The organism is Microlunatus sp. M237, from assembly GCF_056896895.1.
Map to the genome: position 1 here is coordinate 860,917 of NZ_JBXHBL010000001.1, position 25,409 is coordinate 886,325.

Consider the following 25,409-nt stretch of genomic DNA (forward strand, 5'->3'; position numbering starts at 1 on the left):
TTGGTTGGGGCAAAGCTGGGTCAGGTCGCGAGGATGGCACGGATCACGGGCAGCTCGGCGACCAGCTCCGACACCGGGGTGCGGTAGGCCAGGGCGCTGATGCTGACCGCTCCGCTGGGTCGGGCGGGCGACGCCCAGAACACCGGTACGGCCAGGCAGTTGATCCCCGGCTCGTTCTCCTGCTCGTCGAGGCTGTAGCCCTGGGCGCGGATGCGGACCAGCTCGGCGTGCAGGGCGGCCACCGAGGTGAGCGTCCGTTCGGTGAACCGGGTCAGCCGCTGCCCGGCGACCCAGTCCCTGACCGCCGCCCGGTCCGGCAGGGCGAAGGCGAGCAGCATCTTGCCCACCGCCGTCGAGTGCGCCGGTTGCCGGCCACCCACAGTGGAGGCGAGCTTGATCGCCCCGGCGGGTGGGTCCACCTTGGAGCGGTAGACGACCGTGTCGCCGTCGAGGACCGCGTAGTGGGTCGTCTCGCCGAACCTGGCTGTCAGCTCTTGCAGCAGCGGGAGTACCCGTTGGTGCTCCGGCCGGGCCTCATGATGGGCGAAGGCGATCCGGATCAGCTCGTCGCCGAGCACGTACTGCCCCCGGCTGCCTTGACGGGCGAAGCCGGCGCGGCGCAGCGAGACCAGGGCGCGGTGGACGGTCGGCTTCGGACTGTCCACCTCCCGGCTCAGCTGGTCCAGCCCGACGCCGTCCGGGTGATCGGCCAGCGCCGTCAGCACCGCCAGCACCCGGTCAGAACCCACCAGTCGCGATCCCGGGCCGGGTTCCGCGATCTGGGGCTCTGTCGTAGCATGCATGGCGTTCCAAATCGTAGAGCGTCGTTCCGAGAATTGGAAAGAGGGTCCATGCCCGAGCAGCGCAGCTCCCAGTGGTACGCCGGCACTGACCGCAATGCCTACATCCACCGGGCCTGGATGCGCCGCGGGTTGCCGAGCTCTGCGTTCGACGGGCGCCCGCATATCGCCATCGCCAACACCGCCTCCGACCTCACCCCGTGCAACTCCCACCTCGACGAGCTGGCCGAGAGCGTCAAGCAGGGGGTGTACGCCGCCGGCGGCATCCCGCTGAACCTGCCGGTGGTGTCGCTCGGCGAGACCCTGGTCCGCCCCACAGCGATGCTGTGGCGCAACATGGCGGCGATGGCCACCGAGGAGTTGCTGCGGGCCAACCCGATCGACGGGGTGGTGCTGCTGGGTGGCTGCGACAAGACGATCCCGTCGCTGCTGATGGCCGCCGCCTCGGTGGACCTGCCGGCCCTGGTGGTGCCCGGCGGGCCGATGCTGACCGGCACGTTCCGCGGTCAGGCGCTCGGCTGCGGGACCGACGTCTGGCGGCTGAGCGAGGAGGTGCGGGCCGGAACGCTGTCCGAGGAGGCCTTCACCCGGTCGGAGTCGTCGATGATCCGCAGCCGGGGTCACTGCAACACGATGGGAACCGCGTCCACCATGGCGCTGGTGAGTGAGGCACTCGGGATGATCATGCCCGGCCTGGCCGGGACGCCGGCGCCGGACTCACGACTGCTGGCCGCGTCCCACGACGCGGGCCGACTCGCGGTGGAGCTCGTCGCCGCCGAACGCCGCCCGTCGTCGGTGTTGACCCTCGGCTCGTTCCACAACGCGATCGTGGCCCTCGCCGCCATCGGCGGCTCGACCAACGCCGTCGTGCACCTGCTGGCCATCGCCGGCCGACTGGGCATACCGCTGACCTTGGACGACTTCGACCGGATCGGGTCGCGGGTGCCGCTGCTGGTCGACCTGCAGCCGGCCGGCCGGTTCCTGATGGAGGACTTCCACCGCGCCGGCGGGCTGCTCGCCGTGCTGCGCGAGGTGCGTGACCTGCTGGACCCCTCGGCCCTGACCGTCACCGGCTCGCCGTTGGTCGACTATCTGGCGGACGCCCCGATCTGGGACCCGGAGGTCATCCGGCTGCGCCGCACGCCGCTGCAGAACGAAGCCGGCATCGCCGTCCTGTACGGCAACCTGGCGCCGCGCGGGGCCATCGTGAAGCCGTCGGCCGCCTCGCCGCGGCTGCTGGAGCACCGCGGTCGCGCAGTGGTCTTCGACTCGGTCGAGGACATGCACGCGCGGATCGACGACCCGGACCTCGACGTCGACGCCGACTCGGTCCTGGTGCTCAAGGGCTGCGGACCCAAGGGCTATCCCGGGATGCCCGAGGTGTCGAACATGCCGTTGCCGCAGAAGCTGCTGGAGCAGGGCGTCCGCGACATGGTGCGGATCTGCGACGGGAGGATGAGCGGCACCGCGTACGGCACGGTGGTGCTGCATGTCACCCCGGAGGCGGCTGCCGGCGGCCCGCTGGGGCTGGTGGAGAACGGCGACTACATCGTCCTCGACATCGCCGGCCGGCGCCTTGAGCTGGACGTACCCGCCGAGGAACTGGCCGCGCGAACGCCCAACGCCGCCACCCTCGCCGGCTTCGCCGCCCCGGCACGCGGGTGGGAGCGGCTCTATGTCGACCACGTGATGCAGGCCGACACCGGGGCCGACCTGGACTTCCTGGTCGGCTCGAGCGGCGATGCGGTCTCCCGCGAGTCGCACTGACGTCAGGCGTGGGACCGGTGCTCGTGGTCCAGATGACCCTCAGGCTCCAGCTGGAAGGTGCAGTGCTCGAGCGCGAAGTGCTCACCGAGGCACTCCCCCAGCTGGTCCAGCACCTCCCCCGACCGACCGTCGGCGATGCAGGTGGCGTCGACCACCACGTGCGCCGACAGCACCGGACTGCCACTGGTGATGGTCCAGGCGTGCAGGTCGTGTACGTCCACCACGCCGGGCACCTCCACGATGTGGTCGCGGACCTGGTCGAGGTCGACGCCGCGGGGCGTGGCTTCCAACAGCACGTCGACCACCTCGCGCAGCAGCGACCAGGCCCGCGGGATGATCATGGCGAAGATCGCCAGTGAGGCGATCGAGTCGGCCCGGTGCCAGCCGGTCAGCAGGATCACTCCGGCGGCGATGATCACCGCCACCGACCCGAGCAGGTCCCCGACCACCTCGAGGTAGGCCCCGCGCAGATTCAGGCTGGTTGCGGCACCCCGACGGAGCACCAGCAGGCCGGCGAGGTTCACTACAGCGCCGACGACCGCGACCGCCAGCATCAGCGGCCCGGCGATCTCGACCGGCTCGTCCCACCGCCGGATCGCGGTCAGCAGCACCCAGACCGCGACGGCCACCAGCAGCAGCCCGTTGAGCAGCGCGGCCAGCACTTCGGCCCGCTGCAGTCCGTACGTCCGTGCGCTGGTGGCGGGACGGGCGGCCAGGACGGTGGCGATCAGGGCGATGACCAGGCCGGTGGAGTCGGTCAACATGTGACCGGCGTCCGCCAGCAGCGCCAGCGATCCGGACAGCAACCCGCCGATGACCTGGAGGACGAAGACGCCGGCCGTCATGGCGATGACCACCACCAGCCGCGATCGTTGCCGGCCGGTGGCGGTGTGGGACGTGTGGTCGTGGCCCATCAGCGTTCCGCCCGGTCGCAGCCGCAGTCGGCGCAGCAGCCGGGTTCGACTGAGGCGCTGCCGGCCAGGGCCGAGGTGTCCGTGGTGAGGATCGCCGAGGCTGGGGTGCAGCAGGCGTCGCCGCGCCAGGCCGCTACGCCTTCGCGGATGGCGACGACGGCCACGACCAGCGCGACCACCGGGTCCGCCCAGCTCCAGCCGAGGGCGCTGTTGAGCAGCAGACCCGCCAGCAGCACTGCTGACAGCCAGGCACACAGCAGGGTCTGCTTGGAGTCGGCCACCACGCTGGCGGAGCCCAGCTCGCGGCCGGCCCGACGCTCAGCCAGGGACAGCAGCGGCATCACCACCAGACTGACCGCTGCCAGCGCGATACCGACGACGCTGGACTCTGCCTCGGTGTTCCCGAGCAACCGCCGGACGGCGTCCAGTCCGACGTAGCCGGCCAGCAGGAAGAAGGAGACCGCCACCGTCCGCAGCGCTTTCCGCTCCCGCACTCGTGGGTCAGCTCCGGCGTACTGCCAGGCGATCGCCGCCGCGGACAGGACCTCGACGCAGCTGTCCAGACCGAAGGAGATGAGCGCACTCGACGACGCCCGGCTGCCGGCCAGGATGGCAACGATGGCCTCCACCACGTTGTAGCCGATCACTCCGGCGACGAGCAGACGGACGCGGCGGTGCAGCAGCGCGGTCCGGGCGGAGGTGACGGGCACCAGCAGGTCGGTCATCAGGCCGACACCGGCGCGGCGTTGGTCGGACACAGCTCAACGGCGTCGCCGGTCACCGACAGCAGCCGCTCTGCAGCGCCGAGCAGCTCCATCAGCTCTGGCGCGGTGGCGAGCGCATAGACCGAGCTTCGGCCCACGGTGCGTACCGAGACCAGACCGCAGTCACGCAGGCAGGCCAGATGGGCGGACGTGGTGCTCTGGGCCAGGCCGACATGAGCGGTGAGGTCCACGACACGGTGCTCGCCGAGAGCGAGATGCCGCAGGATCAGCAGGCGGGCCGGGTCGGCCAGACTGCGGAACAGCGCCACGGCGCCACTCGGGTCGAACTCGGTCGAGGCGTCGGCCGCCTCGGCCAGCTCGCGCAAGTCATTCGCCGCCTCATTCATCGCCATGAGACGATGACATCGCAGAACTCAGGTAGTTGTCAACCGGTCCAGTGCGGTGGCGGACAGCATCTCGCCGGCGAGCAGCCGTATCGTCTGCACCCGGGTCTCCGCGCGGCGGGGGTCGGACTCGTCGAACGATCCGGCCACCGGGTTGACCATCACCTCGTCCACGTCGAAGGTCTCGGCCAGCGTCCGGAGCTCGGCAGCAGCCTCGATCGGCGAGCCGATCACCCAGCGCTGCTTCATGTCCTGCACCAGCGGCAGGTGCGCCGCCGGCACCTCGACCCGCTCGGCCTCTTCCACCGACAGCTGCGGCTGCATCGGTCCGCCGGTCCGCAGTGCGAGCATCCCGAGCAGCTGTGGCAACGCCAACCGGTCGGCCAGCTCGGTGGTCTCGGCCACCACGGCGTTGACGGTGAGGAAGGTCCGGGGCTCGGCCAGCAGATCCGACGGCTGGAAGCTGGAGCGATAGGTGCGCAGCGCCTCAGCGGTGCCCTGGCCGGAGAAGTGGTGGGCGAAGACGTACGGCAGGCCCTTGGCCGCGGCCAGCTCGGCGGAGTACATCGAGGAGCCGAGCAACCACACGGTCGGGATGCTGGACGCCTGGGGGGTTGCTTTCAGACCGTACGCGCGGCCCTGGAGATCCAACGCGACGCCATCGGCATCCATCAGCGCGATCACGTCGGAGACGTAGTCGGGGAACCGGGTGATGTCCTCGTCGCCACGACCCGCGCCGGTCCGCAGGGCCCAGCTGGTCACCGGGTCGCTGCCGGGCGCGCGGCCGATGCCGAGGTCGATCCGACCCGGGAACGCCGCCTCCAGCAGGGCGAACTGTTCGGCCACGACCAGCGGGGCGTGGTTGGGCAGCATCACGCCGCCCGAGCCGACCCGGATCCGATCGGTGGCCGAGGCCAGCATCGCGATCAGCACTGGCGGGTTGGTGGCGGCCACGGCGGCCATGTTGTGGTGCTCGGCGACCCAGTACCGCGCATACCCGAGGCGGTCGGCCACCTGGGCCAGCTCGATCGACGCCTGTACCGCGTCGGCGGACGTCTGGTCACCGCGGACGGGAACAAGGTCGAGGACGGACAGGGCTGCGATCGGGCGTGGGCTCACACCAGGTCAACACCGCGTCCGGTCAGGTATTCCAGCCCGGTGGCGATCGACGAACGGTCCCGCTCAGACCTCGACCTCAGCCGCCGAGGTCAAGGTGATCAGCGGGGCGTACAGACTCATCGCCGTCAGGGCTCGGGTGTTGTCGGCGTCGCTGGCCCCGGCGCACCCGTCGGTCACCACCTCCACGCGGATGCCCGCGTCCGCCGCGGCCAGAGCGGTGGAGAGTACGCAGCAGTCCGTGGACACCCCGGCCAGCACCATCGTCGCGTCCGGACCGAGCAGGGTGGCCAGCTCGTGGTCCCACTTGCCGAACGTCGTCCGGGTCACCACCGGGTGTCCGGCCACGGCCAGCTCGGGCGCCAGGTCGTAGAGCGGGTCCTCGGGTGGCACCAACGCGAACGGCCACTGCTGGTAGTAGGGGCGCCAGGCACCGGCCGGTCGGCGCGGAGCGACGAAGCGGGTGTACGCCACCCGGTCACCGAAGCGCTCCGCCAACGCCGTCACCACCGGCACGATGGTGTCGAACTCCGGCGCGGCCCAGTCGCTGTCCGGGCCACGGAAGATGGTCTGCAGGTCGACGACGACCAGCCAGCGCGAGCCGCTCACCGCTATGCGCCCACCGTCGCGTGGGCCCGCTCCTGGGTCCGGACCGCGCCGCGACCCAGTGCCAGATAGCCGGCGAAGCCGATGACCAGCGCCACCAGCACCCCGAGATTGGCGTACGCCCAGCCGCCCTCACGGCCGCCGAGTCCGGTGGCCCCGAGCAGATAGCCCTGCCAGCCGAGCCAGCCGGCCATCGAGTTGGTGACCAGACCCCAGCCGACCACGGTGGCCACGACGATCAGGCCGATCGGCAGCCAGCGGATGTCGCCGTAGCGCCCCGTCCGGTCGAACAGGTCGGTCTCGGCGTAGTCGGCGTGCCGCAGGACGAGATCGGCGATGAAGATGCCGCACCAGGCCGCGACCGGGACACCCAAGGTGATGAGGAAGCCCTGGAAGGGCCCGAGGAAGTCGCTGGCGAAGAAGACGAGATAGACCGAGCCGATGATCATCAGCACGCCGTCGATGCCGGCCGCGACGTAGCGCGGAACCCGCAGCCCCGCGCTCAGCAGGGCCAGCCCTGAGGAATAGATGTCGAGCACGGCCCCGCCGACCAGGCCGAGCACCGCGACGACGGCGAACGGCACCAGGAACCACGTCGGCAGGATCGAGGTGAGCGCCCCGATCGGGTCGGCGGCGATGCGTTCGTTGAGATCGGTCGAGGAGCCGGCCAGCAGCACCCCGAAGATCAGCAACAGGACCGGGGCCAGGGACGAGCCGAACGTGGTCCAGCCGACCACCCCGCCGCTGCCGGCCGACCGAGGCAGATAGCGGGAGTAGTCCGCTGCCGCATTGACCCAGCCGAGGCCGAAGCCGGTCATCATGAAGATCAGCCCGCCGATCACCGAGGGCGCCGAGCCGGCCGGGATCGCAGCCACCGTGGCGATGTCGATCGACCCCAGCACCAACGCGACGTAGACCACGGTCAGCACACCGGTCACCACAGTGATCACCAGCTGCATCCGCATGATCACGTCGAACCCTGCCACCCCACCGGCGATGATCAGCGCCGCGACCACCACCAAGGCGATGACCTTGGTGGTGGTGCCACCGGCGAAACCGAGCTCGGTGAAGACGGTCGAGGTGGCCAGCACGGCCAACGCCGTCAGGGCCGTCTCCCAGCCCACGGTCAGCAGCCAGGAGATGACCGACGGGACCCGGTTGCCGCGAACACCGAACGCGGCCCGGCTGAGCACCATGGTGGGCGCGGAGCCGCGCTTGCCGGCCAGCGACACGATGCCGCACAGCAAGAAGGAAGCCACGATGCCGACCACCCCGACGACTACCGCCTGGGTGGCGGAGATCCCGAAGCCGAGCACGAAGGAGCCATAGCTGATGCCCAGCACCGAGACATTGGCGCCGAACCAGGGCCAGAACAGGTCACGCGGGCGGCCCTTGCGCTCGTGCTCCTCGATCAGGTTGATGCCGTTGAGCTCGACGCTGAGGCTTTTCGCCTCCGGAAGGCTGCGCGGGTCGAGGGTGGTCATCGGAAACCTTTCGGTGCGGGCCAGCCGGCGCCGCCATCACCGCCGGCGCGAGGACCCGGCCACCAAGGGTCAGGTCGACTCGACCGTAGGACCGGCCGCGGAGGCTGTCAACGAGGTCTAGGTCACTGCCGTTGGCAGCGGTATCACTGCCGTTGAGAGCGGTGACCGGCCAGCAAGGCGTCCATCACCTGCGCCGTCCGCAGCGCGGTGTGCCCGGTGCTGGCCGCGGTGCCACGACCCAGCAGCTCATCCACGATCTGCTGGATCAACGGCAGCTGCACCGGGTCCGGGTAGGGCGCCCGGATCTCCTCGAGGGTCTCGTCGGTCGTCAATCGCAGTGGCTCCTGACCGAAGCAGGAGAACCGCAGCACGCCGCCGGTGCCGACCACCTCGATCTCGTCACGGACATCGCCCGCCGCGTAGTCCCACAGCCCGACACCCTGCACTCCGGAGGCGAAGGTGAAGGTCGCGGTGACCAGGTCCTCGGCCGCGGACACCTCAGATCGACCGGTCGCCGTGCCGTGCACCTCGGTGACCGGCCCGAACAGCCAGTCGAGGGCGTCGAGCGCGTGCGATCCCAGGTCGACGAAGTGACCGCCGCCGGAGATCTCCGGCTGTAGCCGCCACGGCAGCTCCGCGCCGAGAATGTCCGCGGGGCGCTGGTTGCGCACCACCACTGACCGCACGGTCCCGAGCCGGCCCGTGTCGAGCAGGTCCTTGACGGTGGCGAAACGCGGCATCGCTCGCCGGTAGTAGGCCACGAAGAGCGGGACTCCGGCCGACTCGCAGGCGGCGATCATCTTCTCGCACTCGGCGGAGGTCCGTGCCATCGGCTTCTCCACGTACACCGGCTTGCCGGCCGCCGCGACCGCCACCGCATAGTCGGCATGGGAGTCCGGCGGGGTGGCGATGTAGACCGCGTCGACCTCCGGGTCGGAAATCAGCTCGTCGGCGTCGGCATACCAGCGAGGGACGCCGTGCCGTCGGGCGTAGTCCTGGGCCAGGTCGGCGCTGCGGCGCATCACCGCCACCAGCTCGGAGCCCTGCGCCTGCTGGAATCCTGGGCCGCTCTTGCGTTCGGTGACGTTCCCGACGCCGATGATGCCCCACCGGATGGACTCGCGCTGGACAACCATGGCGGGCAGCCTAGTGCCGTCCGCTCCGCCCACTGCGGCAGCCCTCAGCGTCAGCGCACCGCCGGTGCCGCATTGGCCTCCACCGTGGCCGCGGCCGTACGCCAGTGTCCCTGGCTGGCCAACGCGACGCCGCAGGCGAGGGCCACGCCGATGGCGGCGCCGCCGAAGGACCAGCCCAGACCGTGGAAGTCGATCAACAGGCCGGCCAGCGCGGTGCCCGCCGCGGCGCCGGTGGTGTTGGCGGCGGACAGGAAGGCCTGCGCCTCGTTCAGCCGCGAGGACGGAGCCAGGTGGTCGAGCAGAGCCTGCTGCATGATCAGCGTCGGCGCGATGGTGAGACCGGTGACGAACAACAGCGGCAGCAGCGCCCACAGCGAGACGATCTCAAAGGTGAGCATCAAGGCCATCAGCGAGAGCGATACGGCGAAGACCGCCAGCATGACCGGGACCGCGCGCCGTTCGGTGAAGCCCCAGTGGCGGGCACCGAACGCCAGCCCGCCGACGGCGCTGCCCCCGGCGATCGCCGCAAAGAGGATGCCCACCTTCTCGGTGCTCCCGAGCACCTCGCCCGCGGTGGCCGCCATGGAGGTGTCGAGCTGTCCGAAGCCGGTGCTCAGGGCCAGCATCGTGACCAGCACAGCGGCGACGCCGGTCGCCGCCAGCGCAGAACGCGGCACACCGGCGTCCACCCGCACCTCGGTCCCCTTCCTCCGATCCGGTCGGGAGGCTCGTGCCGCCGCGGTCCGGCAGTAGGCCACGCCGCCACCGGCCATCAGCAGCGCGGTCACCAACAGCGGCACCACCGGTGCGGTGAAGGCCAGCAGCCCTGCGAGCAGCAGCGGGCCGCCGACGAAGACCAGTTCGACCGCCGTCGCGTCGAGGGCGAAGGCCACCCGCCGCGACGCCAGGTCGGGAAAGATCACCCGCCAGGCGGCCCGAATGGCGGGACTCATCGGGGGATAGAACACGCCCGCCAGCGCCGCGAGGATGACCAGCGTCACGATCGGCGCGCCGGAGATCGTGGCCAACGCCACAGCGACGAGGAACGAGGCACTGGTCAGCGAGGTGGCCAGCAGCACGCCGACCTGGCCGAACCGGTCCATCAGCCGGCCCCACAGCGGTGTGCCGGCGGCGGACCCGATCGCGAAGGCGCCGGTGACGAAACCGGCCAGGCTGTATGCCGACCGTTCGTGCTCGACCAGCAGCAGGATGGCCAACGGCGCCATCGACACCGGCAACCGGGCGACGAAGGCGGCGAAGAAGGGACCCGCCGCGGGTCCGTACCGCAGCAACCGGACGTAGGCACCAAGCCCTGTGCCCATCTCCTGGCTGTTCACGTCACCACTCCATCCACGCCGCACCGGGCTCTGCAGCACGCGGACGGGTCAAGACCTCTGCCACGCCCGGACCGGCGCGGCACCCGTCGATGGTAGCCGCCGCGATCCAGTCGGGCCCCTCGACGACGCCGCACGGCCCGGGATGGCAAATAGTGGCAATCGGTTGCCATTCCCAACCGGGGCTCCGTACATTCGTCGCGACACCACCCACACCGGCAGGGCTGCCGGCGTGCGCGAAGGAGAAGACATGGCCACCATCGGCGTACAGGCAATGATGCTCAAGGACAGCGTGGCGGAGGTGGGAGCCTTCGAGACGCTGCGGAAGATCAGCGACATCGGCTACCACGCCGTGGAGGTCTCGCAGATCCCGATGACGCCGGAGACGGTGGCCGAGCTTCGGAAGGCCCGCGAGGAGCTGGGCATGGACATCGCGTCGCTGTCGGTGTCGATCGACTCGCCCCCCGGTGCGCCGAACGACTCCCTCGACCGCGACTTCGACAAGATCGTCGCCGACGCACAGACCGTGGGCGCCTCCATGCTGCGGATCGGGATGCTGCCGCTGCCTGCGCTGCGCTCGCTGGACACGGTGCTGGACTTCGCCCGGCGGGCCAACGGCTACGCCGAGCGCTTCGCCGATGTCGGCATTCGCCTCTACTACCACAACCACCATGTCGAGTTCACCAAGTACGACGGGCGCTACCTGCTCGACCTGATCGCGGAGAACTCCCCGGCGATGGGCCTGGAGATCGACGTCCACTGGGTGCAGCGGGGCGGCCTGGACCCGGTTCGGACGATCGACAAGTACGCCGGTCAGGCGGCCATGATCCACCTCAAGGACTACCGCATCGGCCGGGTCCCCGAAGAGGCCTTCGCGATGCTGGCCAACGGCGACCATGCCGGCTTCTTCACCCACTTCCGCGACGTGGTGCAGTTCGCCGAGGTCGGTGAGGGCAACCTCGACTTCGCCTCGATCATCGAGCACAGCCTGAGCGCCGGCGCGGAATACCTGCTGGTCGAGCAGGACCAGCTCTACGGGCGCACGGTCTGGGAGGCCCTGCAGATCTCGTACGACAACCTGGTGGCCCTCGGCCACGCCGACCTCTTCTGAGGGGTTTTCGCTCCTCCTGCAGCGATGCAGGTCCACTGGCACACGACGTGATGGAGATTCAACAGATGAGCACCACAGTCCGACTCGGCATCATCGGCTTCGGCACCCAGGGCGGCATGTATGCCACCTTCCTGCGGGACGGGAAAGTGCCCAACATGGAGATCGGCGCGCTGTGTGACATCGACCCGGCCAAGAAGGAGCGGGCGGCCACCGAGCATCCGGGCGTGCCCTTCTATGACGACTATGTGGCGATGCTGGAAAGCGGCGACGTCGACGCCGTCGTGACCTGCGTCCCGCACTACCTGCATCCCGAGATGGGCATCGCCGCCCTCTCGCGCGACATCCACGCGCTGGTGGAGAAGCCGGCCGGCGTCTACACCAGCCAGGTGCGCGAGCTCAACGCGTTCGCCGCGACCAAGCCCGAGCTGTCCTTCGGGATCATGTTCAACCAGCGCAACAACCCGCTGTACAAGCGGCTGAAGGAGATCGTCGACGCCGGCGAGATCGGCGCCATCCGGCGGACCAACTGGATCATCACCACCTGGTGGCGGCCGCAGGGCTACTACGACCAGAGCGCCTGGCGCGCCACCTGGGGCGGCGAGGGCGGCGGCGTGCTGGTCAACCAGGCACCGCACCAGCTCGACCTCTTCCAGTGGATCTGCGGCGTACCGAAGACCGTCTACGCCAAGGTCGCGTACGGCTTCCGCCGTAACATCGCGGTCGAGGACGAGGTCACCGCAGTGGTGGACTACGGCGGCGGCGCCACCGGCGTCTTCGTCACCGCGACCCACGACATGACCGGCACCGACCGGTTCGAGATCCTCGGCGACGCGGGCAAGATCGTCGTCACCGGCAGCAAGACCGCGACGGTGACCCGCCTGGTCAAGCCGGAGGTGGAGATCAGCAACAGCATCGCCCCCGAGGACGTGGCCAAGCTCTTCCGCGGCCAGGTCAAGACGTCTGACTACTACACCGACGAGGTGATCGAGTTCCCGTCCGAGTGGGGCGGCCAGCACGCCGGCGTGCTGGAGAACTTCGCCGCCAACATCCTCGACGGCACCCCGCTGCTGGCACCGGGCTCGGACGGCATCAACGGCGTCCGGCTGGCCAACGCCATCCACCTGTCCAGCTGGACCGGACGTGAGGTCCCGCTCGAGTTCGACGAGGACGAGTATCTCGCGGAGCTGAACAAGCGGATCAGCGAGGAAGGCCAGTTCCCGACCCGGAGCTGACCGGCTGACCTGGGTCATCGGAGCCGAGGATCGCGTCACCGGCGCCGCGACCTCGGGCGACGTCGACGCCGCCAAGCCGTCGCCCGACCTGATGCTGACCGCGATGCAGAAGCACGGCCTCGATCCGGCCCGGACGGTGGCCGTCGGTGACACGGTCTGGGACGTCAAGTCCGCCCACGACGCCGGCATCCGCTGCATCGCGCTGGCGTGCGGCGGGATCTCGCGCCAGCAGCTGACCGAGGCCGGGGCGGACCAGGTGTACGAGGACCCGGCCGACCTGCTCGAGCACTTCGACGCGTCCCTGCTGGCCACGCTGGCCTGACGCGACGACCGTCCCGCTGCCCGCAGCGGTTACGCCCGGACCTCACGGGTACTGACACCCGCGCAGGGCGCGGCTAGGGTGAGCGGTAGGAGGTTGGGATGGACATCCGCAAGACCTTTCTGGAATGGCCGGTCCTCCGGCAGCTGACGGGCTCCGACCCGCTGGGCCGCGGTGCGGCTGTGCAGTCGGCTCACACCCGCGCCTCGGAGCCACGGACCTCGACCGCCGACCGGGTGGTGCAGAGCATCTGCCCCTACTGCGCGGTGGGCTGCGGCCAGCGGGTGTACGTCAAGGACGAGAAGGTCGTGCAGATCGAGGGCGACCCGGACTCCCCCGTGTCGCGCGGTCGGCTCTGCCCGAAGGGGTCGGCCAGCAAGCAGCTGGTCACCAGCCCGGGACGAGCCACCACGATGCTCTACCGCCGGCCCAATAGCACCACCTGGGAGAAGATCGGCGTCGACGAGGCGACTGAGATGATCGCCGACCGTATTGTCGCGTCGCGGAACCGGTGGTGGCAGGACCGCGACGAGCACGGCGCCCCGCTGCGCCGCACCATGGGGATCGCCGCCCTCGGCGGCGCCACCTTGGACAACGAAGAGAACTACCTGATCAAGAAGCTGTTCACCGCGCTCGGTGCCATCCAGATCGAGAACCAGGCCCGTATTTGACACAGCGCCACGGTTCCCAGTTTGGGAGCCTCGTTCGGCCGGGGCGGCGCCACCGGCTTCCTGCAGGATCTGCAGCACGCTGACTGCATCGTCATCCAGGGTTCCAACATGGCCGAGTGCCATCCGGTGGGATACCAGTGGGTGATGGAGGCCAAGGCGCGCGGCGCGAAGGTCATCCACATCGACCCCCGGTTCACCCGGACCTCGGCGACGGCCGACACCCATGTCCCGATCCGCGCCGGCAGCGACATCGTGTTCCTCGGTGCGGTGATCAACTACATCCTCAGCAACGAGAAGTACTTCCACGAGTACGTGGTGGCCTACACCAACGCCGCGACGCTGGTGACCGAGGACTTCCGTGACGTCGACGACCTGGACGGCGTGTTCTCCGGCTACGACCCGGAGACGGGCACCTACGACACGACCAGCTGGGCGTACGAGGGTGCCAACACCGCCGCCGAACGCGGGCAGGACGACGCCGGTGGCCAGGGCGGCGAAGGCACGGAGTCGTCCGGGGACCGAGGCGCCGGACAGGAGCTCGGTGGCCACGGCGCCCCGTTGTCACACGCCGACGTGGAACGAGACGAGACCCTGCAGCACCCGCGGACGGTGTTCCAGGTGCTCAAGCGGCACTACGCCCGCTACACCCCCGAGCTGGTCCAGGAGGTCTGCGGCATTTCCGCGGAGCAGCTGGCGGAGGTCTGCGAGGCGGTCACCGAGAACAGCGGTCGGGAGCGCACCACCACCTGGGTGTACTCCGTCGGCTGGACCCATCACACCGTCGGCGTCCAGTACATCCGCGGGTCGGCGATCATCCAGCTGCTGCTGGGCAACATGGGCCGACCCGGCGGCGGGATCCTCGCGCTGCGCGGGCACGCCAGCATCCAGGGCTCGACCGACATCCCCACCCTGTTCAACCTGCTTCCGGGCTATCTGCCGATGCCCAAGGCGGGCGAGCACGACACGCTGGACGACTACGTCGCCCAGATCGCCAGCCCGGACCAGAAGGGCTTCTGGACCAACGCCCGCACCTACACCGTCAACCTGCTCAAGGCCTGGTGGGGAGACGCGGCCACTGCCGAGAACGACTTCGCGTTCGACTATCTGCCCCGGATCAATGGTGACCATGGCACGTACTCCACCGTGATGTCGATGCTCCGCGACGAGATCGACGGCTACTTCCTGCTCGGCCAGAACCCGGCCGTCGGCTCAGCCCACGGCCGGATGCAACGGCTGGGTCTGGCCCACCTGAAGTGGCTGGTCGTGCGCGACCTGAACCTGATCGAGTCGGCCACCTTCTGGAAGGACGCCCCGGAGATCGAGACGGGTGAGCTGACGACGACGGACATCGACACCGAGGTGTTCTTCTTCCCGGCCGCGGCCCACGTCGAGAAGGGTGGCACCTTCACCCAGACGCAGCGGATGCTGCAGTGGCACCATAAGGCGGTCGACCCGCCGGGTGACGCCCAGAGCGAGCTGCAGTTCTTCTACCTGCTGGGCCAGAAGCTGCGTGACCGGCTCGCCGCCTCCACCGACCCGCGGGACCGGCCACTGCTCGACCTGACCTGGGACTACCCCACCGAGGATGGGGAGATCTCTGCCGAAGCGGTACTGCGCGAGATCAACGGCGTCCATCTCAGTGGTGCGAAGCAGGGCCAGACCTTGACCGGCTTCAACGAGATGGCCCCGGACGGCTCCACCTCCGGCGGCTGCTGGATCTATTCCGGCGTCTACGCCGACGGGGTGAACCAGTCAGCGCGCCGCAAGCCGGGCCGGGAGCAGTCCTGGGTGGCTCCGGAGTGGGGCTGGGCGTGGCCGATGAACCGGCGCATCCTCTACAACCGGGCGGCCGCCGACCCGGACGGCAAGCCGTGGAGCGAGCGCAAGGCGTACGTCTGGTGGGACGAGGACCAGCAGAAGTGGACCGGTCACGACGTACCCGACTTCGAGCTGACGAAGCCCCCGTCGTATCGGCCGCCCGATGGTGCGGCCGGACCGGCGGCGCTGCGTGGCGACGACGCGTTCATCATGCAGGCCGACGGCAAGGGCTGGCTCTATGCACCCACCGGACTGGTGGACGGACCGCTGCCGACGCACTACGAGCCGCACGAGTCCCCGGTCAGGAACCCGATGTACAGCCAGCAGGCCAACCCGACTCGCGAGGTCTATCGGCGGACCGACAACTACTCGAACCCGTCCGGGAACGAGGCCGGGGCCGAGGTGTTCCCCTACGTGTTCACCACCTACCGGCTGACCGAGCACCACACGGCGGGCGGCATGTCGCGCTGGCAGGCGTATCTGTCGGAGCTGCAGCCGGAGTTCTTCTGCGAGGTCTCCCCCGAGCTGGCCCGCGAGCGCGGACTGGTCAACAACGGCTGGGCCACGATCATCACCGCCCGGACCGCGATCGAGGCCCGGGTGCTGGTCACCGAGCGCGTGGTGCCGCTGCGGGCCGGCGGCAAGGTGATCCACCAGATCGGGCTGCCGTACCACTGGGGCGTTGGCGGCGACGCCCTCGTCAGCGGCGACTCGGCCAACGACCTGTTCGGTGTGACCCTGGATCCGAACGTGCACATCCAGGAATCCAAGGTCGCGTCCTGCGACATCCAGCCGGGCCGGCGTCCCCGTGGTCCCGCGCTGCGGGAGTACGTCGCGGGGTATCTCCGCCGAGCCGGTATCACCGTCGACACCGGCAACGAGCTGCGCAACGTGGCCGACCCGGCCAACGGTGCCGGGTCAGACTCAAACGGCCAACCGGTCGGGGATGGAGCGCCATGAGCACCCAACCGTTCGGCTCGTCGGACCCCCTCGGCCCGGCGGCGGACGCCGGCTGGGAGGACCCGGAGGTCCGGGTCGGGTTCTTCACCGACACCTCGATCTGCATCGGCTGCAAGGCCTGTGAGGTCGCCTGCAAGGAGTGGAACGGTGTTCCCGACGACGGCTTCACCATGCTCGGCAGCTCCTACGACAACACCGGGCAGCTGAGCGCCGACACCTGGCGGCACGTGGCCTTCATCGAGCAGCGCAAGCCGCTCGGGGCTCAGGACACCGGCGTCACCATCGCTGTGCCGCAGACCGCGACCCAGCCGGAACGGGCGAAGGTCGACCTCGGGATGCCCGCCTTCGACCTGCCGAGCTCGTCGCCGGACGCCGCGGAGCGTACCGACTTCCGCTGGCTGATGTCGTCGGACGTCTGCAAGCACTGCACCAACGCGGCATGCCTGGATGTGTGCCCGACCGGCTCGCTGTTCCGCACGGAGTTCGGCACCGTGGTGGTGCAGGAGGACATCTGCAACGGCTGCGGCTATTGCGTGGCCGCCTGCCCGTACGGCGTCATCGACCGGCGGATCGGCGATCAGAACACCAAGAATGTCGGCATCGCGCAGAAGTGCACGCTGTGTTATGACCGGCTCAAGGACGACCAGACGCCGGCCTGCGCCAAGGCCTGCCCCACCCAGTCGATCCAGTTCGGCACCCTCTCGGAGCTGCGGGAGCGGGCGGTGGATCGGGTGGCCACGCTGCACCAGCACGGCATCGCAGACGCGCGACTCTACGGCGAGGACCCCGAGGGCGGCACCGGGGGTGCCGGTGCCTTCTTCCTGCTGCTGGACGAACCCGAGGTGTACGGCCTGCCGCCGGACCCGATCGTCACCACCGCCGACCTGCCGCGGATGTGGAAGCACGCCGGACTGGCCGCGGTCGGCTTGTTGACCGCCGCGGTCGCCGCCTTCGCCGGGGGGCGGCGATGAGCAACCCCAGCCACGGCCCCGGCTCCCCGACACCGGAGTCCGCTGCCAACCCGCCGGACGGGGCGGCAGGCCGGCAGGCCACCGTCGGCACCGGCGGTGGGGGCAGCGCCCGGGCGGCCGATACGCGGCTGAACGAGCGACCGGGTTCGGGTCGGGGCGGCCGACGACGTGGTGGCCGTGGTCGCGCCGAGGAGAAGATGGTGCCGGACGCCACCTTCACCTCCTACTACGGTCGGCCGGTGGTCAAGCCGTCTCCGTGGGCGGCCGACATCCCGGCGTACCTGTTCCTGGGCGGCGTGGCCGCCGGCTCCTCGCTGCTCGGTGCCGGCGCCGATCTGACCGACCGCCCGGTGCTGCGTCGTTCGGCCCGGATCAGCGCCCTGGGCGCGATCAGCGTCAGCCTCCTCGCACTGGTGCACGACCTCGGCCGACCCTCCCGCTTTCTCAACATGCTGCGGGTGATCAAGCCCACCTCCCCGATGTCGGTGGGCACCTGGGTGCTCACCGCGTACGGTCCGGGCGCCGTCGTGGCCGGTGGGGCGGAGATCCTGGCGCTGTTGCCGTTCCGCATCCCGGTGGTCAGCCGGCTGCTCGAGCTCACCGCCCGACCGGCCGGGATCGCCGCCGCCGGCATCGCGCCGGCGGTGGCGTCCTACACCGCAGTGCTGCTGACCGACACGGCCAGCCCGGCCTGGCACGACGCCCACCGCGAGTTGCCGTTCGTGTTCGTGTCCTCTGCCGCCGCTGCCTCCGGTGGGTTGGCGATGATCACGTCTCCGGTGAGCGAGACCGGCCCGGCCCGCCGGCTGGCCGTGGCCGGCGCCATCGCCGAGCTCGCCGTCGAGCACCGGATGGAGCGGTCGATGGGCCTGTCCGCGGAGGCGCTGCACACCGGCACCGCGGGTCGGCTGATGACGGCGAGCAAGATCCTGACCGGTGCCGGAGCGCTCGGCACCGTCGTCCTGGGCCGCCGCAGCCGGCTGGCGGCCGCTCTCAGTGGAGCCGCCCTGCTCGCCGGCTCGGCCTGCACCCGGTTCGGAGTGTTCGAGGCCGGTCAGGAGTCGGCCCGAGATCCCAAGTACACAGTCGTTCCGCAGCGGGAACGACTCAACCGCCGCCGAGCGGCACAGACGACCCGCGGCTCCGAGACGGGTCCCGCGGCCGGGGAGCCCGCCCGCACCACGCCACCCGCAGGCTCGTAGCCGCCCCAGGAGGTCCGATGAGCACCGCCCGCACCACCGGCTCGACCACCGACAACCCGACCCGCGGTCGCTGGGGCCTGGTCGCCGCCGCTCTGCTGCTGCAGTTCTCCATCGGCGCCGTCTACGCCTGGAGTGTGTTCAGCAAGGCGCTCCAGACAGCAGAACCGTTCCGACTGGGCAAAGTCGAGTCGACCCTGCCCTTCGAAGTGACGATCGGGATGATCTTCATCGGCACCTACATCGGGGGAAGGATCCAGGATCGGCGCGGACCGCGCACGGTGGCGATCATCGGTGGCGCGATCTACGGCGCGGGCGTCATCGTGGCATCGTTCGCCGGGGACGCCTCCCAGCTCCCGTTGCTGGTGATCGGTTATGGCGTGATCGGTGGCTTCGGCCTCGGCCTGGCCTACATCGTGCCGATCGCCATGCTGCAGAAGTGGTTCCCCGACCGCCGAGGACTGATCACCGGCCTCGCCGTCGGGGGCTTCGGCTTCGGTGCGGTGCTGACCGCGCCCATCGCGCAGTGGCTGATCAACCGCAACCCCGAGACCCCCACCTCGGCCTTCCTGCCGCTCGGGATCGGCTATCTGATCTGCTCCGTGGCCGGTGCGTCGTTCTTCCGCAACCCACCCGCGGGCTATTCGGTCCCCGGGTACGTCCCCGCCACCTCGGGACGGGTCGTCGACAGCGGCCGGGACTACTCCCAGGGGGAGGCGCTGCGGACCTGGCAGTGGTATGCCCTGACCGCCATCCTGACTCTCGCCGTCGTCGCGGGCATCTCCTTGATCTCGCAGGCTGCGGCCACGGCCACCGACGTCGCCGGCTACACCGCCGCCGGCGCGGCTGCCGCGGTGGGGGTGCTGGCGATCTTCAACGGGGCGGGCCGGGTGGTGCTGGCCGCCCTGTCGGAGCGGATCGGCCGGATGCCGACCTTCCTGGTCATCCTCGCCGTGGAGGGCCTTGGCCTGCTGCTCCTGCCGCACGTCTCCAACCAAGCGCTGTTCTTCGCCCTGGCCGCCCTGATCTACCTCTGCTATGGCGGTGCGTTCGGCACCATGCCGGCCACGGCCGGAGACTTCTTCGGGGTGAAGAACGCCGGCGGGATCTACGGGCTGATGCTGATCGGCTGGAGCCTGGGGGGTGTCGTCGGGCCGCTGCTCACCTCGTCGCTGATCGGCAGCACCAAGAACTACACCTCCGCCTACACCACCATCGGCATCATCACGCTCATCGCCTGCGCCCTGCCGCTGGTCACCCGGATGCCTCGGGTCCGCCGCGACGCGGACGAGGGCGCGCTCGGGTCCGACGACGCCGGTCAGGCCACGACCAGCTAGGGTGAGTGGAACAACGCTTGACTAGAATGGGACATGCATGTTCCACTTGTTGCTGTGCTGCAACGTCGCTCATTCCTCGCTCGGTGCACCGGTCTGCAGATCCTGAGCCTGGTGATCGCTGCCGGCGCGGTCGCCGTCCGGTGGGCGACCGGCTCGATGCAGAACTACGTGGTCCCGCCGGGTCTGGTGCTGCTGGTGGTGGCCGCCGCGATGCTGCTGGCGGTGCAGCGTCCCCTCACCCTCGCTCTGTCGACCCTGGCCGCCGGGGCGGTGGTGTTCCAGCTGCTCGACTCCGGCGTGCTGGACCGGCCCAGCAGCGCGCTGGTCGGGGCGGCGCTGTGGGTGCAGCTCATCGCGGCGCTCGGAGCGCTGATCACCGGAGTGGTCGCGTTACTGGCGCAGGTCCGGATCCGGCGCTGGCGACGGCACGACTGGGCCAGGACGGCCCAGGTGGCCGGTCTGCTCGTGCTGGCTCCCGTCTGCGCGGAATACCTGGCGGCCTACGACGACTCGACCGGCGACCCGGTCCGCCTGCTGGCCAATCTGCTGGTCTTCGTGCCCCTGTACGGATGCCCGGCCCTGTTGATCCGCGAGGTCGCGCGCCGACGCCAACTCCGATGGCGGGGGATGGTGCTGTTGGCCACCGCCTTCGGGCTGGTGCAGGCAGGCCTGGTGGACCAGTCCCTGTTCAGCGCTGACTACCGGCAGATCGAGGGGTGGGACGAGACATACCGGGCGACCCTGATCGCTCCGCTGGGAATCAGCGCATTCAACCTGGTCAACTTCGTCGGCGGGCACGTCGTCTTCAGCATCTGCGCACCCATCGCGCTGGTGGAGGGTGCGCGGCCCACGACGGCGGAGGTGCCCTGGCTGAGCCGGTCCGCTCTGGCCGTCGTGGCGGTCTTGTACGTCGGCGCCTCGGCTCTGGTCCTGTTCGGACACCTCACCTCCGAGGCCGCGCACGCGTCGATCGTGCAGGTGGTGGTGTCGCTGCTGCTGGTCGCCGGCCTGGTGCTGGCCGCGGTGCTTCTGCCGCGGCCCGCCCGCTCGACCGCTGAGGGAGTGGCCCCGCGGCCCTGGGTGGTGCTCGCGGTGCTGCTGGTGCCGGCCATGGTGCACGCGTTCGCCGCGGAGACCTGGACCGGGGTCGCGATGGCGACCACTGCGCTGGCGGGGGCGGGACTGCTGCTCGGGCGCTGGTCGCGGTCGCGCGGGTGGGGCGCCGGTCAGGTCGCCCTCGCCGCTGCGGCACCTCTTCTGGTGCGTGGGCTGCTCGCCTTCACCTACGACCCGCTCGTCGGCGAGGTGGCGAGGTCGGCGAAATACGGTCACAACATCGCCATGCTGGTCATCGTGCTGGCCGCAGTCGCGCTCACCCTGCGGCGGCACACAGCAGACCGCGTCGGCAGCGTCTCCAGCAACCACTGACGCCACCCGCGTCGTGCCCGAGGTCGCCGCGCCGAGCCGCGCGGGTTCTGCTGCAGCGCCACCGATCCGACGGCGCCGGTCAGGCCGCGACCCGCTAGTCCCCTGTTGAGTCCCGCGCCCGGCTCTCCTGAGCGGCACGGGTCTGCCAGCCGCGGCGAGCCGCCGCGCTACGCCGCCGCCGAGCCCTGGCCAGCTCCGCCAGCTTTGCCTCCTCGGCCCGCTCCTGCCGCTTCCGGGCGTTGTCCGCTCGGCGGAGCTCGCGTTCCACCACTGCAGCTGAGCGCACCGGCCAGACGTAGTCGTGATCGTCGGGCACGTCGGGGAACAACGCCCGGTAGTGCTCGGGCTCCTTGCGCACCAGCGCGGAGCGGTGACTACGCTGCACCGCCGGGTCGAACAGCCAGCCGGGCAGGGCATCGGCGGCGGTCAGCTCGGCGTACGTCCGCAGCCGAGGGATCCCCGCGGTGGCCAGGTCGGCGGTGATGGTGGCGGCACAGGTGTCGTCGAAGCCACGCTCCAGCCAGACCTCGCACATGGTGACCCCGTAGCGGCCCAGCGCCTCCTCGTACCCCTTCCACATCAGCACCGCCGGGTGCGAGGACCAGGCATAGCCGGGCACGGTGAGGGCGCGGACGATCTGGATCACCTCGACCCGCTGCTTGCCGAGCCTCTTGGTGTCGAGTGCCCGGGCTGTCGCCTCGAAATCCGCGTAGGGCACGAAGGTCTGCATCGCAGGGCAGGTCAGCGAACGACGAGGGTGTGGTCCCCCGCCGCGACGACCTCGCCGATGACCGAGGCACCCGGGATCTCGCCGACCACCAGCAGCCCGCCGCTGGTCTGGGCGTCGGCCAGCAACAGCAGCTCATCCTCGTCGACGCTCGCATCGAGGTGATCGCGGACCCAGTCGAGGTTGCGCCGGGTGCCGCCGCTGACATAGCCGTCGCGGAGCGCGTCGCGGGCACCGTCCAGATAGGGCACCGCCGCCGCGTCGATCCGCAGCGTGACCCCCGAGGCCCGACCCATCTTGAAGGCGTGCCCGAGCAGCCCGAACCCGGTGATGTCGGTGGCGGCGCGAACACCGGCGGCGACCGCCGCGGCCGAAGCGGCAGCGTTCAGTGCCACCATCGAGGCGATGGCCTGCTCGAACACCTCGCCGGTGGACTTGTGCCGGTTGTTCAGCACCCCGACGCCGAGGGGCTTGGTCAGGCTCAGTGGCAGTCCCACCTGGGCGGCATCGTTGCGCAGCAGCCGATCCGGGTGGGCCAGCCCGGTGACCGCCATGCCGTACTTCGGTTCGGGGTCGTCGATGCTGTGTCCGCCGGCCACGTGACAGCCGGCCTCCCGGCCGATGTCCATGCCGCCACGGAGCACCTCGCGCAGCAGCTCGCCGGGCAGCACGTCACGCGGCCACCCCACCAGGTTGACCGCGACCACCGGCCGCCCGCCCATGGCGTAGACGTCGGAGAGGGCGTTGGCGGCGGCGGTCCGGCCGAAGTCGTACGCGTCGTCGACCACGGGCGTGAAGAAGTCGGCGGTGGAGATCATCGCCTGGTCGTCGTTGATCCTGACCGCGGCCGCGTCGTCGCCCGAGTCCAGCCCGACCAGCAGCTCGGCTGAGGTCCACGGCGTGAGGCCGGCCAGGATCTGCTCCAGCTCACCGGGAGGGATCTTGCAGGCGCAGCCGCCGCCGTGGGCGTACTGGGTCAACCGATAGGTGGTCGACTGAGTGGTCGTCGTTGGACTCATGACGTCACTCTACGTATCGACTCACGTGACCGGCGAGAGCCCCGCCTCCTCGATGATCAGCGCCACCCCACCGAAGGCGCCCAGGCTGATCTTCATGCTGTTGTCGGCGTCGACCGTGGTCAGCTCCTCGCCGGTGGCCAGGTCCCTGACCAGGCCACCCACGGGCAGCTCCGGTGACGTCACGACGCCACCGATCTCGCGCTCGGAGAAGTTCAGCACGGTGACCTGGATCGCCCCCACCGCGAGTCGGTTGACCATCACCAGCATCGCCGGCTCCGGCACCTCCGGTACGTCCAGCAGCATGCCGGTGGCGATGCCGTGGTCCTCGCGGACCTTCAACATCGCCGACAACCTGGCCGCGAACGAGTTCGGGTCTCTGAGCTGGTCCGGCAGCGTGCCGTAGAGCGAGACCGCCTTGGGCATGCCCGAGGACGAGTGCACAGCCTCGGGGTCCCAACCCATCAGGTCGTGGGCCCCTCGCTCGATCCAGCGGGTGTCGCCGCTGCTGATCAGCGACTTCACCTCCGCCCGGTCCAGGGTCAAGGTGCCGCACAGGTCCCAGCCGGACAGGGCGAAGACCCCGGGCTGCAAGGCGTTGTACATGGCCAGCAGCAGGTGCGCCGACTTGATCCGCTCCACATCGCTGTCCTTCAGCTCGGCCAGGTCGTGGATGCCGAGGGTGGCCGCGATCATCGAGGCCGAGGTGCAGGCGATGCCGTTCTGGGTGAAGATCGCGTTGTACGGTCCCGCTTCGCCGGTGAGCTTCTGCCGCAGGGTCTCGCGGATGCTCTCGGCCATGTCGCTGCCGGTCATCTCCACCCCGCCGAGGGTGTAGAGGTCGTCACCGTGCGTGGTGGCGAAGTGCACCAGCTCATAGGTCAGCTCGTCATGGTTCTGCAGCGCATGCACCAACGAGGCCTGGTCCAGGCCGATCCGCAGCCCTTCGCGCAGGGTGAGGCGCAGGAACTCGGTGTCCCCGGTGGCGAAGGCATGGTGGTATCCGGGCCGGGTGACGAAGTCGTAGGACAAGTCGGGTCCGGACCGCGACGTGGCGTAGATGTCGTCCATGGTCAGGTTCAGCTCCTGGAAGGTGAAGCCACCCACCTTGCGGACCATGGACCCGATCAGCTGGTTCGCCGTCTCCGACAGTGGGTGACCTTCGGACCAGGCAGGTGACTCCTCGGCCGACTTCTCCACCCCGAGGAACCCGTTGGCGTCCAGCCGGAGGCCGCCGGAGCCGAGGTCGATCAACGAGTGCAGCGCGTCACCCATCACCAGCCGGATCCCCGCGAACGTGGGATCGAGCCAGTTGATCGAGGGCTGACCTGACTTGAAGTAGTGCAGATAGACCCAGCGTCGGGTGACCCCCTTGGTGTCGACCACCTCGGGCGTGGCGCTCCAGTTGGTCTCCTTGACGCCCGGCTCGTAGAAGATCACCCGCTGCAGCTGGCCGATGATGTAGCCGGCCTCCTGCAGCTTGGTCTCGCAGTCGGAGTCGAGGTTGACCGAGTCCTGGCCCTCGGCGACGTCGGGGAGCAGACCCCAGTCCTCCTCGGGGATCTCGACCATGTGGTAGATCCCGGGGTAGTCGCGGTAGTTCATCTCGGCGAGGCGGAAGTCAGCGCCCTTGCCGGTGTGCCCGGGGATGATGTCGTCGATGATGGTGCCGCCGTGGGCCGCGGCCGACTCGCACATCGTGCGGAAGTCGTCTTCGGTGCCGAACAACGGGTCCATGGCCATGCTGATCCGGTCGAAGTGACCGTCGATGCTCGGGGTCGGGTCCCAGCCGCTGATGCCACCGGCCATCTTCACCGGACCGGTGTGGATCGCCCGGATCCCCACCTCCTCGAACGCGGCCCACAGATCCTCCGACCCGAGCGCGGCCAGGAACGACTGGTTCTTGCCGGTGATCAGCGACAGCGGATAGGCGGTGAACCAGACCGATGCGGTGTCCACCGCATGCCGCGGGTTGGGATGCGCGTACGGGTTGTTCCACATGCTCGACTGCCCGGCGAGCTGGCGCGCCATCATCACGGCGTCACCCAGCATCGACTGGTTCACCAGCCACTCGACGTACGCCTTGTTGGTGCCGATGGCCTCGAACGGCGGCATCAGGTCGCCGCTGAAGGTCAGCTTGCGCCGAGCCCGCGGTCGCAGCCCACGAGGCCGCGCCGGGTAGAACTGCTCGTCGAAGTTGATGTCGGTGGTCACCTCGCCGTCGCCGGCGCGCGGATCAACCACCCCAGGCGCTGGGATGGCGGGAATGTCAATCTTGGTCGGGTCGTCGGTCATCGACTCCGCTACCCCTCTTTCGGGTCGTCAGTGACACCATCGTGTCATCTCGCTCAGGCG

The 25,409-nt window shown here is 69.9% G+C and carries 21 protein-coding genes and 1 pseudogene; 10 read left to right on the plus strand and 12 right to left on the minus strand.

From position 1 onward, the window contains the following. Window positions 1–20: 20 nt before the first annotated feature. Window positions 21–803 carry an IclR family transcriptional regulator gene (locus tag AC1XX3_RS04065; RefSeq protein ID WP_483319792.1) on the minus strand — a complete coding sequence of 261 codons (783 nt, stop codon included), beginning with the start codon at window positions 801–803 and terminating at the stop codon, window positions 21–23. A 48-nt stretch (window positions 804–851) separates the two neighbouring features. On the opposite strand from AC1XX3_RS04065, the gene AC1XX3_RS04070 reads away from it, so the two are divergent. Continuing rightward, window positions 852–2,567, plus strand: a complete 1,716-nt coding sequence (locus AC1XX3_RS04070) for an IlvD/Edd family dehydratase (protein ID WP_483319793.1) — start codon at window positions 852–854, stop codon at window positions 2,565–2,567. 2 nt (window positions 2,568–2,569) lie between these two features. Here the strand turns inward: AC1XX3_RS04070 and AC1XX3_RS04075 are convergent, their stop codons facing one another. The 8 genes from AC1XX3_RS04075 to AC1XX3_RS04110 all read right to left on the minus strand — a co-directional run bounded on the left by AC1XX3_RS04075 (window position 2,570) and on the right by AC1XX3_RS04110 (window position 10,268). Next, a complete protein-coding gene (locus tag AC1XX3_RS04075) occupies window positions 2,570–3,481 on the minus strand; it encodes a cation diffusion facilitator family transporter (protein ID WP_483319794.1) in 912 nt (303 codons plus the stop codon). Next, window positions 3,481–4,239: a cation efflux transmembrane domain-containing protein gene (locus AC1XX3_RS04080; protein WP_483319795.1), complete on the minus strand. Its 759-nt coding sequence runs from the start codon at window positions 4,237–4,239 to the stop codon at window positions 3,481–3,483. The genes AC1XX3_RS04075 and AC1XX3_RS04080 overlap by 1 nt, the downstream gene beginning before the upstream one ends. Beyond that, window positions 4,206–4,598: an ArsR/SmtB family transcription factor gene (locus AC1XX3_RS04085; protein ID WP_483319796.1), complete on the minus strand. Its 393-nt coding sequence runs from the start codon at window positions 4,596–4,598 to the stop codon at window positions 4,206–4,208. The genes AC1XX3_RS04080 and AC1XX3_RS04085 overlap by 34 nt, the downstream gene beginning before the upstream one ends. Before the next feature lie 21 nt (window positions 4,599–4,619). After that, window positions 4,620–5,708 carry an LLM class flavin-dependent oxidoreductase gene (locus AC1XX3_RS04090; protein ID WP_483319797.1) on the minus strand — a complete coding sequence of 363 codons (1,089 nt, stop codon included), beginning with the start codon at window positions 5,706–5,708 and terminating at the stop codon, window positions 4,620–4,622. Window positions 5,709–5,771: 63 nt separating this feature from the next. After that, the gene (locus AC1XX3_RS04095) at window positions 5,772–6,314 is read right to left on the minus strand and encodes a cysteine hydrolase family protein (RefSeq protein WP_483319798.1); all 543 of its coding nucleotides are present in this window, start codon (window positions 6,312–6,314) and stop codon (window positions 5,772–5,774) included. Between the two features lie 2 nt (window positions 6,315–6,316). Beyond that, window positions 6,317–7,795 carry a purine-cytosine permease family protein gene (locus AC1XX3_RS04100; RefSeq protein ID WP_483319799.1) on the minus strand — a complete coding sequence of 493 codons (1,479 nt, stop codon included), beginning with the start codon at window positions 7,793–7,795 and terminating at the stop codon, window positions 6,317–6,319. Window positions 7,796–7,938: 143 nt separating this feature from the next. Next, on the minus strand, window positions 7,939–8,931 hold the full coding sequence (locus AC1XX3_RS04105) for a Gfo/Idh/MocA family protein (RefSeq protein WP_483319800.1): 993 nt from the start codon (window positions 8,929–8,931) through the stop codon (window positions 7,939–7,941). 50 nt (window positions 8,932–8,981) lie between these two features. Continuing rightward, window positions 8,982–10,268 carry an MFS transporter gene (locus AC1XX3_RS04110; protein WP_483319801.1) on the minus strand — a complete coding sequence of 429 codons (1,287 nt, stop codon included), beginning with the start codon at window positions 10,266–10,268 and terminating at the stop codon, window positions 8,982–8,984. A 247-nt stretch (window positions 10,269–10,515) separates the two neighbouring features. Here AC1XX3_RS04110 and AC1XX3_RS04115 point away from each other — a divergent pair, with 247 nt between their 5' ends. From AC1XX3_RS04115 to AC1XX3_RS04155, 9 genes and pseudogenes are all read left to right on the plus strand, one after another. Further along, a complete protein-coding gene (locus AC1XX3_RS04115) occupies window positions 10,516–11,376 on the plus strand; it encodes a sugar phosphate isomerase/epimerase family protein (protein WP_483319802.1) in 861 nt (286 codons plus the stop codon). Between the two features lie 65 nt (window positions 11,377–11,441). After that, window positions 11,442–12,608: a Gfo/Idh/MocA family protein gene (locus AC1XX3_RS04120; protein ID WP_483319803.1), complete on the plus strand. Its 1,167-nt coding sequence runs from the start codon at window positions 11,442–11,444 to the stop codon at window positions 12,606–12,608. A gap of 16 nt (window positions 12,609–12,624) precedes the next feature. Continuing rightward, window positions 12,625–12,930, plus strand: a complete 306-nt coding sequence (locus AC1XX3_RS04125) for an HAD family hydrolase (RefSeq protein WP_483320210.1) — start codon at window positions 12,625–12,627, stop codon at window positions 12,928–12,930. 98 nt (window positions 12,931–13,028) lie between these two features. Beyond that, window positions 13,029–13,598: a hypothetical protein gene (locus AC1XX3_RS04130; RefSeq protein ID WP_483319804.1), complete on the plus strand. Its 570-nt coding sequence runs from the start codon at window positions 13,029–13,031 to the stop codon at window positions 13,596–13,598. Window positions 13,599–13,610: 12 nt separating this feature from the next. Beyond that, a pseudogene (gene fdh, locus AC1XX3_RS04135) lies at window positions 13,611–16,376 on the plus strand (formate dehydrogenase); the annotation flags it as partial. Further along, on the plus strand, window positions 16,373–17,347 hold the full coding sequence (locus AC1XX3_RS04140) for a 4Fe-4S dicluster domain-containing protein (RefSeq protein ID WP_483319805.1): 975 nt from the start codon (window positions 16,373–16,375) through the stop codon (window positions 17,345–17,347). The pseudogene fdh and the gene AC1XX3_RS04140, both read left to right, overlap by 4 nt. Then, window positions 17,344–18,549 (plus strand): NrfD/PsrC family molybdoenzyme membrane anchor subunit, encoded by a 1,206-nt coding sequence (gene nrfD / locus AC1XX3_RS04145; protein ID WP_483319806.1) that lies wholly within the window; start codon window positions 17,344–17,346, stop codon window positions 18,547–18,549. Before AC1XX3_RS04140 ends, nrfD begins: the two co-directional genes overlap by 4 nt. A gap of 17 nt (window positions 18,550–18,566) precedes the next feature. Further along, entirely contained in the window at window positions 18,567–19,883 is a 1,317-nt protein-coding gene (locus tag AC1XX3_RS04150) for an L-lactate MFS transporter (RefSeq protein WP_483319807.1), read from the plus strand. Between the two features lie 33 nt (window positions 19,884–19,916). After that, the gene (locus AC1XX3_RS04155; protein ID WP_483319808.1) at window positions 19,917–21,311 is read left to right on the plus strand and encodes a hypothetical protein; all 1,395 of its coding nucleotides are present in this window, start codon (window positions 19,917–19,919) and stop codon (window positions 21,309–21,311) included. Between the two features lie 94 nt (window positions 21,312–21,405). Here the strand turns inward: AC1XX3_RS04155 and AC1XX3_RS04160 are convergent, their stop codons facing one another. Genes AC1XX3_RS04160 through treS form a run of 3 tightly spaced genes read right to left on the minus strand, consistent with a single transcriptional unit; the run spans window position 21,406 to window position 25,349 of the window. Further along, window positions 21,406–22,041 carry an MSMEG_6728 family protein gene (locus AC1XX3_RS04160; RefSeq protein ID WP_483319809.1) on the minus strand — a complete coding sequence of 212 codons (636 nt, stop codon included), beginning with the start codon at window positions 22,039–22,041 and terminating at the stop codon, window positions 21,406–21,408. Window positions 22,042–22,052: 11 nt separating this feature from the next. After that, window positions 22,053–23,057, minus strand: a complete 1,005-nt coding sequence (gene selD, locus AC1XX3_RS04165) for a selenide, water dikinase SelD (RefSeq protein ID WP_483319810.1) — start codon at window positions 23,055–23,057, stop codon at window positions 22,053–22,055. Between the two features lie 21 nt (window positions 23,058–23,078). Then, the gene (treS, locus tag AC1XX3_RS04170) at window positions 23,079–25,349 is read right to left on the minus strand and encodes a maltose alpha-D-glucosyltransferase (protein WP_483319811.1); all 2,271 of its coding nucleotides are present in this window, start codon (window positions 25,347–25,349) and stop codon (window positions 23,079–23,081) included. Window positions 25,350–25,409 lie beyond the last annotated feature (60 nt).